The organism is Actinomadura formosensis (assembly GCF_050948385.1).
Taxonomy (GTDB): Bacteria; Actinomycetota; Actinomycetes; order Streptosporangiales; family Streptosporangiaceae; genus Spirillospora; species Spirillospora formosensis.
Genome location: NZ_CP192011.1, coordinates 3,230,941 through 3,245,440 on the forward strand (window position 1 = coordinate 3,230,941; position 14,500 = coordinate 3,245,440).

Genomic DNA, 14,500 nt, shown 5'->3' on the forward strand with positions numbered 1-14,500 from the left:
TGACCAAAGACGGGAAGTTAAGACGACAGTGGCTTCGCCCAACTACGCTCCCAAACCCGGGCGCACGCTCCTCGCACTGTTCGCGACGCTGGTCGTCCTCGCCGGCCTGGCGGTCTGGCAGGGCCAGACGACGCCCAAGCTCGGCCTGGACCTGGCCGGCGGGACGACCGTGACGCTCACGGCCAAGACCGCGAACGGCAAGAACCCTCCGCCCGAGCAGATGAACCAGGCCGTCAAGATCATGACCCAGCGGGTCAACGGCCTGGGGGTGTCCGACGCGGAGGTCGCCAAGCAGGGCAGCAACAACATCGTGGTGAACGTCCCGGGCGAGGGGCAGGGGCGCGTCGTCAACCTCATCGGGACCACGGCGAAGCTGCAGTTCCGCCAGGTGTTCGCGGCGGCGGACGGCAAGCCCAAGGGGGCCGTGCCGAACCCGATCCCCTCCATCAAGGACAAGGGCAAGAAGGACAAGGGCAAGAGCCCGTCGCCGTCGCCGTCCCCGTCCGGGTCGTCGGCGTCCCCGTCCGGGAGCGCCTCGCCGTCCACGTCGTCCACCCCGCGTGGCCGGGCCCTGTCGGGGGCGCTGACCGCCCCGACGCCGAAGCCGCCCGCCTCGGGGGACCCGCAGCCGCAGCCGACGCCGTCGTCGCCGCTGACGGTGCCGTCCGGGCAGCCGACGCCACCCGCGCAGGGCTACCCGGGCGTGACCGACAAGGCCGTCATCCAGCAGTTCGAGTCGCTCGACTGCTACAAGGGGGACCGGCACACCCCCGGTGCGAACGACCCGAACCGCAAGTTCGTCGCCGCCTGCGACCAGAACGAGGAGAACGGCCAGGTCTCCAAGTACATCCTCGGGCCCGTCCGGGTGCTCGGCGAGAACGTCGACGCGGCCACCGCGATGCCGCCGAACCCGCAGCAGGGCGAGCCCAGCTGGTCGGTGTCGCTGAAGTTCGACGGCAAGGGCGCCCGCCAGTTCGGCGAGATCACCACCGACGCCTCCCGCGCCTACCAGCAGGACCCCAACTCCCCGCAGGCGCAGGTCGCGATCGTCCTGGACGGGCAGGTCGTCTCGGCGCCCGGCATCCGGGAGGGCGCGATCACCGGCGGCACCGCCAGGATCGACGGGCCGCCCGAGAGCTTCACCCAGCAGTACGCCACCGACCTCGCCAACGTGCTCAAGTACGGGGCGCTGCCGCTGGAGTTCAAGCAGAGCTCCATCGACGAGGTGTCGTCCACGCTGGGCTCCGACCAGCTGGCCGGCGGCCTGACCGCCGGGGCGATCGGCCTCGGGCTGGTGGTCCTCTACTGCCTGTTCTACTACCGGGGCCTCGGCCTGGTGGCGGTGTCCAGCCTGGTCGTGGCGTCCGCCATCACCTACCTCGCGGTGGTGATCCTCGGTGAGGGGATGGGCTTCCGGCTCTCGCTGCCGCACATCATCGGCCTGATCGTCTCGATCGGCATCACCGCCGACTCGTTCATCGTCTACTTCGAGCGCCTGCGGGACGAGCTGAGAGCCGGCCGCAAGCTGCGCTCGTCGGTCGAGAACGCCTGGAAGCGGGCGCGGCGCACCATTCTCGTCGCCGACGCCGTCACCTTCCTGGCCGCGCTCGTGCTGTACTTCCTCGCGGTCGGCGGCGTCGCCGGGTTCGCGTTCGCGATGGGCCTCACGACGCTCATCGACATCGTGGTGGTGTTCTTCTTCACCAAGCCGATGGTCGCGCTGCTGTCGCGCACCAAGTTCTTCGGCCGCGGCCATCCGATGTCCGGGCTCGATCCAAGGCGGCTGCACCGCGCGGCGAGCAAGCCGTCCGCCACCACCGCCCCGTCGACCAGCCAGGAGGCCTGACCATGGGACTGCGCACGGTCACCTCGCGGATCTACCGGGGCGAGATCAGCGCCGACATCGTCGGCCGCCCGAAGATCTGGTACACGATCTCCGGGCTGCTGCTGGTGCTGTCGATCGCCGGCCTGCTCGTCCAGGGCCTGAACTTCGGCGTGGAGTTCAAGGGCGGTTCCGTCTTCACCTTCAAGGCGCCCAGCGCCTCGATCGAGCAGGTGCGCACCGCCGTCACCGGCGGCGGCGCCCACCAGGCGATCGTGCAGAAGGCGGGCGGCGACTGGCGGGTGACGACCGAGAGCATGTCGTCCTCGCACGTCACCGAGGTCAAGTCGAACATCGCCCAGGAACTGAAGGTCCCGGCGGGCAAGGTCAGCACCCAGGTCGTCGGCGCCTCGTGGGGCGGCGAGATCCAGAAGAAGGCCTGGCAGGCGCTGGCCGTCTTCATGATCCTGATCATCGGCTACCTGTCGGTGGCGTTCGAGTGGCGGATGGCCATGGCGGCGGTGGTCGCGCTGGTCCACGACCTCGTCATCACGGCGGGCGTCTACGCCTGGTCCGGCTTCGAGGTCACCCCGGCGACGCTGCTCGGCTTCCTGACCATCCTCGGATACTCGCTGTACGACGCGGTCGTCGTCTTCGACATGATCAAGGAGGTCACCAAACCGCTCGGCCCGACCTCCAAGACCACCTACAGCGAGGCCGCGAACCAGGCGCTCAGCAGCACGCTGGTCCGGTCGCTGAACACCTCGCTGGTCGCGATCCTGCCGGTCGGCGCGATCCTGTTCATCGGCACCACGCTGTTCGGCGCCGGGACGCTGAAGGACCTGTCGCTCGCCCTGTTCGTCGGCATGATCGTCGGGACGTACTCCTCGATCTGCGTGGCGACGCCGCTGCTCGTCCAGTTGAAGGAGCGCGAGCCGAAGTACCGGCAGATCCGGGAGAACATCGCCCGGCGGGAGCAGAGCGCGAAGCGGCAGACCAAGGCGCCCAAGGTCAAGGCCGGCGCGGGCGCGTCCGGCAAGCCCCCGGCCGACGACGGCGACGATGACGGCGAGGGCGCCCCGGCCACCGGTGAGCCCGCCGCCGACATCAGGAGCACCGTCACGGTGCGCAAGGTCGTGCAGACCGGGTCGCGCCAGCAGCCCAAGCGCGGGACGCGGCAGCAGCGGCGCGGCAATTAGGCGGGGGATCGTCGACCGTGGACCTCGGCAAGCTGATCCAGGAACGGATCCGCGACATCCCCGACTACCCCAAGCCCGGCGTGATGTTCAAGGACATCACGCCGCTGCTGGCCGACCATGTCGCGTTCGCCGGCGTGGTCGACTCGATCGTCAACCACCACGGCCGCGGCACCATCGACAAGATCGTCGGTATCGAGGCCCGCGGGTTCATCCTCGCCGCGCCCGTCGCCTACCACTTCGGCGCCGGCTTCGTCCCGGTGCGCAAGAAGGGGAAGCTGCCCGCGGCGACGCGCGAGGAGACCTATGACCTCGAATACGGGAACGAGACGATCGAGATCCATTCCGACGCTCTCGAAGCCGGCGAGCGCGTGCTGATCGTCGACGACGTCCTGGCCACCGGGGGCACGGCCAGGGCGGCCGCCGAACTCGTGCGGCGATGCGGCGGCGACGTCGTCGGGCTGTCGGTCCTCCTCGAACTGTCCTTCCTGCACGGACGCGACAAACTGGGGAATCTGGACGTCCATTCACTGGTTACGGTCTAGTGCGAAATGGGCGCCGGATACACTGGCGCCATCAGGGTCCGGTGGGAACGGGCGCGACCCGCGCGGCGTGCACGACGGGCCCGAACGGACTAGGGAGGCTGGGTGCCCGGTGAGGTGGTATCGACCGGCGCGGTGAACGACGCCGCGGCGCCCCAGGCCGGGAAACATCCGGTGCGGGAGACCGCGGGAGAGCGGGCCGTGCAGGCGGCCGGGGCGTCCACCGTGCCACCGCACCGCGCCGAACGGCGCGATCCGCCGCCCGCGCCGCCCGCCGAAGACCCGCCGCCGAAGGACCCCGCCGCCCGCGACCCCCGAGCCGAGACTCCCCCCGCCGAGCGCACCGGCCCCCCGGAGGACGCCGATGACGCGTCCGAGACCGACGCCCCGTCCAGGCCCACGCCGGCCACGATTCCACCGTCTGCCGCCCGGGTGCGCCGTAGGCTCGCCAGACTGGGCGCCCAGCGCGGCCCCGCTATGAACCCGGTACTGGAACCACTGATCAAGACGGTCCGCAACACGCACCCGAAGGCGGACCTGCGGCTCATCGAGCGCGCCTACGACGTCGCCGCGCACCACCACCGCGACCAGAAGCGCAAGAGCGGCGACCCGTACATCACGCACCCCCTCGCGGTCGCGACCATCCTCGCCGAACTCGGCATGAACACCGAGACGCTCTGCGCGGCGCTGCTGCACGACACCGTCGAGGACACCCCGTACACGCTCGACCAGCTGCGCGCCGAGTTCGGGGACGAGATCGCCGCCCTCGTCGACGGCGTCACCAAGCTCGACAAGGTCAAGTACGGGGAGGCCGCGGAGGCCGAGACCGTCCGCAAGATGGTCGTGGCGATGTCCCGCGACATCCGCGTCCTGGTGATCAAGCTCGGTGACCGGCTGCACAACATGCGCACGCTGCGCTACATGCCGCGGCACAAGCAGGAGAAGAAGGCCCGCGAGACCCTGGAGGTGTTCGCGCCGCTCGCGCACCGCCTCGGGATGAACACGCTGAAGTGGGAGCTGGAGGACCTCGCGTTCGCCACCCTGTACCCCAAGCGGTTCGACGAGATCGCCCGCCTGGTGTCCGAACGCGCCCCGCGCCGCGACGTCTACCTCCAGGAAGTGATCGAGAAGGTCTCCACGGACCTGCGCGAGGCCCGGATCAAGGCCACCGTCACCGGCCGGCCGAAGCACTACTACTCGATCTACCAGAAGATGATCGCGCGGGACGTCGGCTTCGACGACATCTACGACCTGGTCGGCATCCGGGTCCTCGTCGACAGCGTCCGCGACTGCTACGCCGCCCTCGGTTCGATCCACGCGCGATGGAATCCGGTCCCCGGCCGGTTCAAGGACTACATCGCGATGCCGAAGTTCAACATGTACCAGTCGCTGCACACGACGGTGATCGGCCCGGAGGGCAAGCCCGTCGAGTTGCAGATCCGCACCTGGGGCATGCACCGCCGCGCCGAGTACGGCGTCGCCGCGCACTGGAAGTACAAGGAGGAGACGGTCGGCGGCCGCAAGGCCGGCGACATGCAGTGGCTCCGCCAGCTTCTCGACTGGCAGAAGGAGACCGCCGACCCGGCCGAGTTCCTGGAGTCGCTCCGCTTCGACCTGTCGGTCTCCGAGGTGTTCGTGTTCACCCCGAAGGGCGACGTGATCGCGCTGCCGCAGGGCGCGACCCCCGTCGACTTCGCGTACGCGATCCACACCGAGGTCGGGCACCGATGTATCGGCGCCCGCGTCAACGGCCGTCTCGTCCCCCTCGAATCGACCCTCGACAACGGCGACACCGTCGAGGTGTTCACCTCCAAGTCGCCGGACGCGGGCCCGAGCCGCGACTGGCTCGGTTTCGTCAAGAGCGCCCGCGCCCGCAACAAGATCAAGCACTGGTTCTCCAAGGAGCGCCGCGACACCGCGATCGAGGCCGGCAAGGACGCCATCGCCCGCGCGATGCGCAAGCAGAACATGCCGCTGCAGCGGATGATGTCCGGTGAGGCCCTGCTCGCCCTCGCCCGCGACATGCGCTACCCGGACGTGTCGTCCCTGTACGCCGCCGTCGGCGAGAGCCACGTCTCCGCCCAGCACGTCGTCCAGCGTCTCGTGGACGCCCTCGGCGGCGTGGAGAGCGCCGAGGAGGACCTCGCCGAGATCGCCCTCCCGACGCGCCGCAAGCGGAGCCGCCCGGCCGGCGATCCCGGTGTCGTCGTCGCCGACGAGCCGGACGTGTGGGTCCGGCTGTCGCGCTGCTGCACCCCGGTCCCCGGCGACGACATCGTCGGGTTCGTCACCCGCGGTCACGGCGTCTCCGTCCACCGCGCCGACTGCGCCAACGTCGCCAGCCTGAGGTCGCAGCCCGACCGGCTCATCGACGTCAAATGGTCCCCGGGTGAAGACTCGGTCTTCCTCGTCGCCATCCAGGTCGAGGCCCTCGACCGCCCCCGCCTGCTGTCGGACGTGACCCGGGTCCTGTCCGACCAGCACGTCAACATCCTGTCGGCCTCGGTCACCACCACCCGGGACCGTGTCGCCGTCAGCCGCTTCACCTTCGAGATGGGCGACCCGAAACACCTGGGCCACGTCCTGAAGGCCGTCCGCTCCATCGACGGCGTCTACGACGTCTACCGGGTGACCAGCGGCGCCGCCCGCTGAGAACGCCCCAGCCCACCGCCTGAGCCCGAACGTGCGGAGGGGGCAGCCGCCACCCGGCGGCTGCCCCCTCCGCACGTCGGAAGTGCCAGGTCAGGAGGCGGCGGTCTCGTCCTCCGGGATGACGTCCACGCCGGCTTCCGCGCGCTGTTCGGGGGTGATCGGGGTCGGGGCGGCGGTCAGGGGGTCGTGGCCGGACGCGGCCTTCGGGAAGGCGATCACGTCGCGGATCGAGTCCTGGCGGGCCAGGAGCATGACCACGCGGTCCCAGCCGAAGGCGATGCCGCCGTGGGGCGGCGGGCCGAACTTGAACGCCTCCAGCAGGAAGCCGAACTTCGACTCGGCCTCCTGCTTGGAGAGGCCGAGGACGTCGAAGACGCGCTGCTGCATCTCGGCGCGGTGGATACGGATGGAGCCGCCGCCGATCTCGTTGCCGTTCAGGACGAGGTCGTAGGCGTCCGCGAGCGCGCTGCCCGGGTCCTCGTGGAAGGTGTCGGCGTACTCCGGCTTCGGGGCGGTGAACGGGTGGTGGACGGACGTCCAGCCGATCTGCTCGCCCTTGTCGTCCTCGACGGGCTCGAAGATGGGGGCGTCGACGATCCAGACGAACTTCCAGGCGGTCTCGTCGATCAGGCCGCGGCGGCGGCCGATCTCCAGGCGGGCGGCGCCGAGAAGCTCCTGGGTGGCGTGCCGCTTGCCGGCGCCGAAGAAGACCGCGTCGCCGGGGGCCGCGCCGGTCTCGGCGGCCAGGCCGTCCTTCTCGGCGTCGGAGAGGTTCTTGGCGACCGGGCCGCCGAGCGTGCCGTCCTCCTGGACGAGCACGTAGGCGAGGCCGCGGGCACCGCGGGCCTTCGCCCAGTCCTGCCAGCCGTCCAGCTCCCTGCGGGTCTGGGACGCGCCGCCCGGCATGACGACCGCGCCGACGTACGGGGCCTGGAACACGCGGAACGGCGTGCCGGCGAAGTACTCGGTCATGTCGGTCAGTTCCAGGCCGAAGCGCAGGTCGGGCTTGTCGGAGCCGTACCGGGCCATCGCGTCGGCGTAGGTGATGTGGGGGATCGGGCGGGGGATCTCGTGGCCGACGATGTCCCTCCAGAGGCGCGCCACGAGGTCCTCGCCGACCTTCAGGACGTCGTCCTGGTCGGCGAACGACATCTCGATGTCGATCTGGGTGAACTCGGGCTGCCGGTCGGCGCGGAAGTCCTCGTCGCGGTAGCAGCGGGCGATCTGGTAGTAGCGCTCCAGCCCGCCGACCATCAGGAGCTGCTTGAACAGCTGGGGCGACTGCGGCAGCGCGTACCAGTGGCCGGGCTTGAGCCGGACCGGGACGAGGAAGTCGCGGGCGCCCTCGGGCGTCGACCGGGTGAGGGTGGGCGTCTCGACGTTGACGAAGCCGTGCTCGCGCATCACCTCGTGCGTCAGGAACGCGGCCTCCGAGCGGATCTTCATGGCGCGGGCGACGGCGTCGCGGCGCAGGTCGAGGTACCGGTACTTGAGCCGGATCTCCTCGTGGACGTTGACGTCGCCCTCGATGGGGAACGGCAGCGGCGCGGCGTCCGACAGCACCTCGATGTCGGACGCGGCGACCTCGATGTCACCGGTGGGCAGGTCCGGGTTCTCGTTGCCCGCGGGACGGACGCGGACCTCGCCGACGATCTTGACGCAGAACTCCGAGCGCAGGTCGTGCGCGGCGTCCTCCTCGCGGAAGACGACCTGGGCGGTGCCGGACGCGTCGCGCAGGTCGATGAACGTGACACCGCCGTGGTCGCGGCGCCGGCCGACCCAGCCGGCCAGCGTGACCTGCTGCCCGGCGTGCTCCTTGCGGAGCGTCCCCGCCTCGTGGGTCCGGATCATTTCGAAAGCCTTTCCTTCAACGTCGTGGTGAGCTCGGTGAGCGGGACGGCGGTCTGCTCGCCCTCGGCCAGGTCCTTGACCTGGGCGACGCCGTCCGCGATATCTCGCTCCCCGAGGATCACGGCGTAGCGGGCGCCCGAGCGGTCGGCGTCCTTCATGGCGCCCTTCAGCCGTTTGCCGCCGAACGCCATGTCGGCGGCGATCCCGGCGCGGCGCAGCTCGTCGACGAGCGCGAACATGCGGCGTTCGGCGGTGTCGCCGAGCGCGACGCCGAACGCCTCGCAGCGCGGCTTGGCCGCGAACGCCGCGCCCCCGCCCTCCCGGGACTCGGCCTCAAGCGCCAGGATCGTGCGGTCCAGGCCGAGCCCGAACCCGATGCCGGGCAGCGGTGGGCCGCCGATGTCCTCCGACAGGCCGTCGTAGCGTCCGCCGCCGCCGATGCCGGACTGGGCGCCGAGCAGCGGGTGGTCGAACTCGTAGGTCGTGCGCGTGTAGTAGTCCAGGCCGCGGACGAGGGTGGGGGTGTCCTCCCAGGCGATGCCGAGGTCGGCGAGCAGCCCCCGGACCCGGTCGTGGTGGGCCTTGCAGGCCGGGCACAGGTGGTCGGCCATCAGCGGCGCGCCGGTGAGCTGCTCGCGCACCTTGGGACGCTTGTCGTCCAGCACCCGCAGCGGGTTGATCTCGACGCGGGCACGGGTGTCCTCGTCCAGGTCCAGGCCGCGCAGGAACTCCTGCAGCAGGGCCCGGTAGCCGGGACGGCACTCCTTGCAGCCGAGCGAGTTCAGCAGCAGCCGCACCCGCGTCAGCCCCAGGGACCGGTACCAGTTCGACGCGATCGCGATGGTCTCGGCGTCGACCTGCGGGTCCTCGCTGCCGATCGCCTCCAGGTCGAGCTGGTAGAACTGCCGGTAGCGGCCCTGCTGCGGACGCTCGGCGCGGAACGCGGCCCCCGTCGTCCACACCTTCACCGGCAGCGCGCCCTTGTGCAGGTTGTTCTCCAGGACGGACCGCAGCACCGACGCGGTGAACTCGGGACGCAGCGTCAGCGACCTGCCGCCCCGGTCCTCGAAGGTGTACATCTCCTTGGTCACCACGTCGGTGGACTCGCCGACGCCGCGCCGGAACAGGTTGGTGTCCTCGAAGACGGCCAGTTCCAGGTAGCCGTAGCCGGCCAGCCGCGCCTGCTCGGCGAACGCCTCCCGGATCGCGTAGAAGAGGTCCGCGCGCGGCGGGACGTATTCACTGACCCCCTTGGGGGCCCGGAAACTCGAACTCATGGTCTCTTAGGCTCAGAATCCCTTGTTGGGTCCGTCCGCCGGAGTCAACTCCGCGAGGAACGGGTTCGTCGCCCGCTCACGGCCGATTGTGGTCTGCTCGCCGTGGCCGGGGAGGACGGCCGTGTCGTCGGGCATGGTCAGGCACACCCGGGACAGGCTGGCGAGGATCTCCTCATACGATCCGCCCGGCAGGTCGGTACGCCCGATCGACCCCGCGAACAGCAGGTCGCCGGTGAACATCACGTCCGGGATCTGCGGGGTGCGCGGTGTCCGGAACGTCACCGACCCGGGCGTATGGCCCGGCGCGTGGTCGACGGTGAAGGTCAGCCCGGCCAGCTCCAGCGCCGCCCCGTCCGCGAGCTCCCGCACGTCGTCCGGCTCGGCCAGCTCCAGGCCGCCGAACAGCTGCTGCCCGGCGCCCAGGGACAGGCCCTTCGCCGGGTCGGTCAGCAGGTCGCGGTCGTCCGGGTGGATGTAGGCGGGGACGTCTTTGGCGCCGCACACCGGGGCCACCGACCAGACATGGTCGATATGACCGTGCGTCAGCAGCACCGCGACCGGCTTCAGCCGGTGCTCGCGCAGCAACTCCTCGATTCCGGCCTCGGCGTCCTGGCCGGGATCGATGATCACGCACTCCTCACCCGCGGCGGGCGCCACGACGTAGCAGTTCGCGGCGAATGATCCGGCGGGGAACCCGGCGACGAGCACGGTCGTCCTTTCCTGGAACCAACTCGGTGGGCGTGTCCGAGGGTACCGGCGCGGCCATGGCCACCGCGAACGAGATGGGCCGCGCCGTGTCGCGTCGCACCCGTCCCACCGCCGCGGGGAGCGCTTCCGGACGCGAAGGCGCGTTCACACCCGGGTACCGCTACTATGCGCTGCACGTTCACCTGATCACAGCGGAGGGGCGGGGCAGTGGCGGGGAAGGACCGCAAGAAGCATCTCGCGCGGCAACGCTACGAGCGCCAGCAGCAGCGGCGGGCGCAGGAGGCGGCGAAGGCGCGCCGGGTCAAGATCATCGGCTCGGTCGCCGCGGTTGCGGTCATCGCCGCCGGTGCCGCGGCGTTCATGGTGCTCAAGGAGGACAAGTCCGCGGCGGCCGGCCCGCAGTGCGTCTACAAGACGGACACGGACAGCGGCGAGGTCAAGGACGTCGGCACCCCGCCGGGCAAGCCCGCCCGCCCTGGCATCGTCCAGGCCACGGTCAAGACGAACCAAGGCGACGTGGAGATGCAGCTGTACGGCGACAAGGCGCCCTGCACGGTCAACTCCTTCGTGTTCCTGGCGCAGAAGAACTTCTATGACAAGAGCGAGTGCCACCGGCTGACGAGCGGCGGCCTCAACGTCCTGCAGTGCGGCGACCCGTCGGCGTCCGGCAGCGGCGGGCCCGGCTACGGGTACGCCAACGAGAACACCAGCGGCGCGACCTACACCGAGGGCACGCTCGCGATGGCGCACACGCAGGCGCCGGACTCCAACGGCAGCCAGTTCTTCATGGTCTACAAGGACTCGCAGCTCCAGCCGGACTACACCGTGTTCGGAAAGATCACGAAGGGGCTGGACGTGCTCAAGAAAATCGCCGAGGGTGGTTCGGACCCCAAGAGCGACGGAAAGCCCAAGAAGAAGGTCGAAATCCAGGACGTCACGATCGCCGGGAAATAGGCGAACGGGGTACTAAGGTGTGGAGGGTCCGGAAGGCGTGAGCCGTCCGGACCCGCGATTCAGGAGGCAAGGGTGTCCAGCGCGACCGATCCCTGGGGCCGGGTGGACGAGGACGGCACCGTCTATGTCAGGACGGCGGACGGCGAGCGGGTCGTCGGGTCCTGGCAGGCAGGCGCGCCCGAAGAGGCCCTGGCCTACTTCAAGCGCAAGTACGACGCGCTCGTCACCGAGATCGGCCTGCTCGAACAGCGGATCCGCACCACCGATCTGCAGCCCGCCCAGGCGCAGCACAGCATCGAGCGGCTCCGCGAGGCCGTCGCCGGCGCGCACGCCGTCGGCGACCTCGACGCGCTCGGCCGGCGCCTGGACGTTCTCACCGAGCAGGTCGGGCGGCGCCGCGAGGAGGTCAAGGCCCAGCGCGAGCAGCACCGCCACGAGGCCCGCGAGGTCAAGGAGCGGATCGTCGCCGAGGCCGAGCGCATCGCGGCCGAGGAGACGCACTGGAAGAACGGCGGGGAGCGGCTGCGGCAGCTGGTCGAGGAGTGGAAGGCCGCCGACCGCATCGACCGGCCCGCCGAGACCGCGCTGTGGAAGCGGCTGTCGGCCGCCCGCAACGCCTTCACCAAGCGTCGCAAGGCCTACTTCGCCACGCTCGACGACCAGCGCGAGGAGGCCCGCCGGGAGAAGGGGCGCCTGGTCGCCGAGGCCGAGGCGATGTCCGGCTCCACCGACTGGGGCGAGACGGCCGCCGCCTACCGCGACCTGATGCGCCGCTGGAAGATGGCCGGACGCGCCTCCCGGGACGTAGAAGACGACCTGTGGGCCCGCTTCAAGGGCGCCCAGGACACCTTCTTCCAGGCCCGCAGTGCCGCGTTCGCCGAGCGTGACGCCGAGTTCCGCGGGAACGCCGAGGAGAAGGAGAAGATCCTCGCCGAGGCGGAGCGGCTGCTGCCCGTGCGGGACGTCCGGCAGGCGCGGCAGGCGCTGCGCGCGGTCCAGGAGCGCTGGGAGGCCGCCGGCATGGTCCCGCGCGACCAGCGTGACCGTCTGGAGGGCCGGCTCCGCAAGATCGAGGACGCCGTCCGCGCCGCGGAGGAGAACGAGTGGCGCCGCACCAACCCCGAGGCCCGCGCCCGCGCCGAGGCTACGGTCGGCCAGTTGCGCAGCTCCATCGAGCAGTTGGAGAAGCGCCTCGGCAAGGCCCGCGAGGCCGGCCGGGAGAAGGACGTCAAGGAGGCCGAGGAGGCCCTCAACGCCCGTCGCGCGTGGCTGGAGGAGGCCGAGCGCACCCTCGCCGAATTCTCGTAGGCCGCCGGGGGCTCGTCCCACGCCCGCGGCCGGTGGCTCAGGCCGGCGGGACGGTGCGGCCCAGGAAGGCCAGGAGGCGTGTCTGCTCGTCGGCTCCCGGGGACGCCGTGAGCTGCGGGGCCAGGTGCCCGGCGGCGCGCAGGGGAGCGGCGACCATCTGGGCCGTCGCGAACGCGTGGTGGACGAGGTCGGGGTCCAGGCGGGACGGCTGGCCCGTCGCGCGCGCCAGGTCCCAGGCGTGCACCAGCGGTTCCAGGATGTAGCCGCCCAGGAAGTCGCCCAGCGGGAGCTCGCCGAGCCCCCCGAACGGGACGGGGCGTAGCAGCGCCTCCGGGGTGAGGGCCGCCGCGCACTCCTTGCGGGCCGCCCGCCAGCTCATCAGGACGTCGCCCTGGACGAACCGGGCCGGGTCCCGGTTGACGTCCGGCGGGGGTTCCCCGGTGGCCAGCGACCGGATCAGGGACTGCCCGCCGGTCACGTGACCTGCGACGTCCCGTGCGGTCCACCCCTCGCAGGGCGACGGCGCGTCCCACGCGTCGTGCGGGACGCCGGCGACCAGGCCCTCGAAGAGGTCGAGGGTCCGGTGGTAGCCGCTGAGGTTGTGCGCCATGGTGGTCAGTGACCCGCGATCCGGCCGCCATGTCAAGCGATATCCGCAAGGTGATCCATCAGGGTTCCCGGACGTCCGGGAGCACCCGCGCCGCGAGATAGTGTCGGAGCGTGACCAGCAGGGCGGAATCGGGCGAGCCGGAGGGCCTTTTCGACGCGCCGGAGCAGGGCCGTGCCGTACCGGAGCCCGCGCCCCCGGCCACGTCCGGCGCGCCCGTCGCGGCCGGGAGGGGCGGCGCGGAGCAGCCGCTCGCCGTCCGGATGCGTCCCCGCGCGCTGGACGAGGTCGTCGGGCAGGGCCATCTGCTCGGCCCCGGCACCCCGATCCGGCAGCTCGTCGACCGGGACGTGCCGATGTCGCTCGTCCTGTGGGGGCCGCCGGGCACGGGCAAGACCACCCTCGCCACCGTCGTGAGCCATGTCACGTCCCGCCGGTTCGTGGAGATCTCCGCGGTCAGCGACGGCGTCAAGCGGGTCCGCGCCGAGATCGGCCTGGCCCGCCGCGAGCTGGGCATGACCGGACGGCAGACCGTCCTGTTCGTCGACGAGGTCCACCGCTTCAACAAGGCCCAGCAGGACGCCCTGCTCCCCGCGGTGGAGAACCGGTGGGTGTCGTTCATCGGCGCGACGACCGAGAATCCGTTCTTCTCCGTCATCAGCCCGCTGCTGTCCCGCTCCCTGCTGCTGACGCTGGAGCCGCTCGGCGCGGACGACCTGCGCGAGGTGATCCGCCGGGCGCTCACCGAGGAACGCGGCCTGAACGGGGCGGTGACCCTCGACCCCGCCGCCGAGGACCACCTCGTCCGGCTCGCCGGCGGCGACGCCCGCCGCACCCTCACCTACCTGGAGGCCGCCTCCCTCGTCGTCGACGGCGGCGGCGTGATCGACGTCGGCGTCCTGGAGAGGGCCGTCGACCGGGCCGCCGTCCGCTACGACCGCGAGGGCGACCAGCATTACGACGTCGTCAGCGCGTTCATCAAGAGCATCCGCGGCAGCGACGTCGACGCGGCGCTGCACTACCTCGCCCGCATGATCGAGGCGGGGGAGGACCCGCGGTTCATCGCCCGGCGGCTGATCGTGCACGCCAGCGAGGACGTCGGGATGGCCGACCCGACCGCGCTGCAGACCGCGGTCGCGGCGGCGCAGGCGGTGGAGTTCGTCGGCCTGCCCGAGGCCAGGATCAACCTCGCCCAGGCGGTGATCCATCTCTCCCTCGCGCCCAAGTCCAACGCGGTCATCACGGCCGTGGACGGCGCGCTCGGCGACGTCCGCAAGGGCCTCGCCGGCCCCGTCCCCGGGCACCTGCGCGACTCCCACTACAAGGGCGCCGCGAAGGTCGGGCACGGGCAGGGCTACAAGTACGCCCACGACCATCCCGGCGGGGTGGTCCGGCAGCGGTACGCGCCCGACTCCGTGGACGGACGGGAGTACTATCGCCCGACCAGGCATGGCGCCGAGGCGCGGTTCACCGAGGTCCTCGCCCGGATCAGGTCCGTCCTGCGCGGCACCCCGGGGGAGGCGCGGGAACGGTAATGATCGATCTTGCCTGGCCGGTGCGACCGGCACACGGCCCGGCGGACC

General features: G+C 71.2%; 11 protein-coding genes. 7 read left to right on the forward strand and 4 right to left on the reverse strand.

Annotation, left to right across the window (positions count from 1 at the left end; genetic code table 11):
- Positions 1–28 precede the first annotated feature (28 nt).
- The 4 genes from secD (at position 29) to ACQP1N_RS15325 (ending at position 6,212) form a co-directional block, all read left to right on the forward strand.
- Positions 29–1,846, forward strand: coding sequence for a protein translocase subunit SecD (gene secD, locus ACQP1N_RS15310; protein WP_084262459.1), 1,818 nt, complete (start codon positions 29–31; stop codon positions 1,844–1,846).
- A 2-nt stretch (positions 1,847–1,848) separates the two neighbouring features.
- The gene (secF, locus tag ACQP1N_RS15315) at positions 1,849–3,021 is read left to right on the forward strand and encodes a protein translocase subunit SecF (RefSeq protein ID WP_067793816.1); all 1,173 of its coding nucleotides are present in this window, start codon (positions 1,849–1,851) and stop codon (positions 3,019–3,021) included.
- Between the two features lie 17 nt (positions 3,022–3,038).
- Positions 3,039–3,563, forward strand: coding sequence for an adenine phosphoribosyltransferase (locus tag ACQP1N_RS15320; protein WP_067793817.1), 525 nt, complete (start codon positions 3,039–3,041; stop codon positions 3,561–3,563).
- A gap of 474 nt (positions 3,564–4,037) precedes the next feature.
- Complete coding sequence (locus tag ACQP1N_RS15325; RefSeq protein ID WP_067793854.1) at positions 4,038–6,212, forward strand: RelA/SpoT family protein; 2,175 nt, start codon at positions 4,038–4,040, stop codon at positions 6,210–6,212.
- A gap of 90 nt (positions 6,213–6,302) precedes the next feature.
- On the opposite strand, the gene aspS is transcribed toward ACQP1N_RS15325, so the two are convergent.
- Genes aspS through ACQP1N_RS15340 form a run of 3 tightly spaced genes read right to left on the reverse strand, consistent with a single transcriptional unit; the run spans position 6,303 to position 10,048 of the window.
- Positions 6,303–8,063 carry an aspartate--tRNA ligase gene (gene aspS / locus ACQP1N_RS15330; RefSeq protein ID WP_067793818.1) on the reverse strand — a complete coding sequence of 587 codons (1,761 nt, stop codon included), beginning with the start codon at positions 8,061–8,063 and terminating at the stop codon, positions 6,303–6,305.
- Entirely contained in the window at positions 8,060–9,340 is a 1,281-nt protein-coding gene (gene hisS / locus ACQP1N_RS15335; protein WP_433232026.1) for a histidine--tRNA ligase, read from the reverse strand. The genes aspS and hisS overlap by 4 nt, the downstream gene beginning before the upstream one ends.
- Before the next feature lie 12 nt (positions 9,341–9,352).
- Positions 9,353–10,048 carry an MBL fold metallo-hydrolase gene (locus ACQP1N_RS15340; RefSeq protein WP_067793820.1) on the reverse strand — a complete coding sequence of 232 codons (696 nt, stop codon included), beginning with the start codon at positions 10,046–10,048 and terminating at the stop codon, positions 9,353–9,355.
- A 207-nt stretch (positions 10,049–10,255) separates the two neighbouring features.
- On the opposite strand from ACQP1N_RS15340, the gene ACQP1N_RS15345 reads away from it, so the two are divergent.
- Both ACQP1N_RS15345 and ACQP1N_RS15350 read left to right on the forward strand, forming a co-directional pair.
- Positions 10,256–11,002, forward strand: coding sequence for a peptidylprolyl isomerase (locus tag ACQP1N_RS15345; RefSeq protein ID WP_067793821.1), 747 nt, complete (start codon positions 10,256–10,258; stop codon positions 11,000–11,002).
- 72 nt (positions 11,003–11,074) lie between these two features.
- A complete protein-coding gene (locus tag ACQP1N_RS15350; protein ID WP_084262461.1) occupies positions 11,075–12,310 on the forward strand; it encodes a DUF349 domain-containing protein in 1,236 nt (411 codons plus the stop codon).
- Positions 12,311–12,347: 37 nt separating this feature from the next.
- Here ACQP1N_RS15350 and ACQP1N_RS15355 read toward each other — a convergent pair whose 3' ends face one another.
- Positions 12,348–12,920 carry a TIGR03086 family metal-binding protein gene (locus ACQP1N_RS15355; protein WP_067793823.1) on the reverse strand — a complete coding sequence of 191 codons (573 nt, stop codon included), beginning with the start codon at positions 12,918–12,920 and terminating at the stop codon, positions 12,348–12,350.
- Between the two features lie 260 nt (positions 12,921–13,180).
- Between ACQP1N_RS15355 and ACQP1N_RS15360 the strand changes: the two genes are divergently transcribed.
- Positions 13,181–14,452: a replication-associated recombination protein A gene (locus tag ACQP1N_RS15360; protein WP_242608740.1), complete on the forward strand. Its 1,272-nt coding sequence runs from the start codon at positions 13,181–13,183 to the stop codon at positions 14,450–14,452.
- Positions 14,453–14,500: the final 48 nt, after the last annotated feature.

Excerpts from the sequence above, each read along its gene's own strand:
- secF (WP_067793816.1), top strand. The coding sequence starts at position 1,849 with ATGGGACTGCGCACGGTCACCTCGCGGATCTACCGGGGCGAGATCAGC.
- ACQP1N_RS15355 (WP_067793823.1), bottom strand. The coding sequence starts at position 12,920 with ATGGCGCACAACCTCAGCGGCTACCACCGGACCCTCGACCTCTTCGAG.
- ACQP1N_RS15325 (WP_067793854.1), top strand. The coding sequence starts at position 4,038 with ATGAACCCGGTACTGGAACCACTGATCAAGACGGTCCGCAACACGCAC.
- hisS (WP_433232026.1), bottom strand. The coding sequence starts at position 9,340 with ATGAGTTCGAGTTTCCGGGCCCCCAAGGGGGTCAGTGAATACGTCCCG.
- ACQP1N_RS15360 (WP_242608740.1), top strand. The coding sequence starts at position 13,181 with ATGCGTCCCCGCGCGCTGGACGAGGTCGTCGGGCAGGGCCATCTGCTC.
- aspS (WP_067793818.1), bottom strand. The coding sequence starts at position 8,063 with ATGATCCGGACCCACGAGGCGGGGACGCTCCGCAAGGAGCACGCCGGG.